Annotated in this window: 2 protein-coding genes; both read left to right on the forward strand. The window is 49.4% G+C overall.

Features of this window, described 5'->3' with window-relative positions; all coding sequences use genetic code 11:
- A partial coding sequence (locus G364_RS16725) for a replication initiation factor domain-containing protein (protein ID WP_019936164.1) occupies positions 1-736 on the forward strand: 736 nt, incomplete at its 5' end.
- Between the two features lie 15 nt (positions 737-751).
- Positions 752-1060, forward strand: a complete 309-nt coding sequence (locus tag G364_RS0116125; protein ID WP_026344967.1) for a hypothetical protein — start codon at positions 752-754, stop codon at positions 1058-1060.
- Positions 1061-1063 lie beyond the last annotated feature (3 nt).

A 1063-nucleotide genomic window follows, 5' to 3' on the forward strand; every position in this document is an offset into this window, starting at 1 on the left:
GTCGATTACCGGTGCCGGCTGCGAAGCCATTGATTTCACCATTATGCACAAGATTCTGAACCGGTTACCGGGTATCAAAATCACCCGGGTCGACCTGGCTCTTGATGATTATGAGGGCACGGTGTTCTCTGCTGCGGGTTTTCGTGAACTGGCGCTGCAGGGCATGTTTTCCGGTAAGGGCCGCCCTCCCCGTTATACCTATATCGAGTCTGGCCATATCAATTTGATTGATCCTAAAGCTGCTCAAAAGCGTTATGGCATGGTGCCGGATTTGGGTTGTTCGTTCTACGTGGGCGCGCGGGAATCTGGCAAGGTGTTCCGGGCCTATGAAAAAGGCCGGCAGATGCAATCTCAGGAACATCCGAACTGGCAACGGGCTGAGGTTGAAATCAGGTCTAAAGACAGGCTTATTCCATTGGACGTTTTGCTTACTCCTGATGTGTATTTTGCTGGCTCCTACCCTGCCCTTGCCGGACTTTTAGAGCAGGTTGAACCGGAGCGTATTCGCACGTTTAAAAATAAGTTTTTGGTTGACCGCCAGCGTGCTATCGAGTCTGCGGCCACTCAGGCCGGGCGGCTGATTAACTACCTTGCACGGTTTGAGGGTGTTTCGCCGGGTAATATTTGTCACCGGCTGACTTCTCACTTGGGCATTGATGATATTCCGGAGCGGCTAAAGCGGCCGCTGAGTTACGACATTTTATCAACAAGCGGCACAATCGAGCCGGCGTTCTAATTAAGAGGTGTTCTTATGTCAATGATGCATGTAATGGCTGTTGTATCTGTTACCAAGGGTTCTGGTATTTCTCGCAAGTCTGGAGTTCCCAAACCGTATGATTTTGCCCAGCTCAGCTACTTGGTTCCTGCAAAGTCCATTACAAAGGAAGAAACTAATATCATTAATTACGGCTATGACAGTCGTGATATTGGGGTGATGAACACGCCGGAAACAATTGAACTTCTTAAAAGTATTCCTTTTATGCAGCCGGTTAAGCTCGTTCTTGAGGCTGACCCTGAAAACCCTAGCCGTAACGTTGTAGTGGGTTGGGAAGCTGCATAATGG

The sequence above is a fragment of the Oceanimonas smirnovii ATCC BAA-899 genome, assembly GCF_000381965.1.
In the GTDB taxonomy this organism is placed as follows: Bacteria; Pseudomonadota; Gammaproteobacteria; order Enterobacterales; family Aeromonadaceae; genus Oceanimonas; species Oceanimonas smirnovii.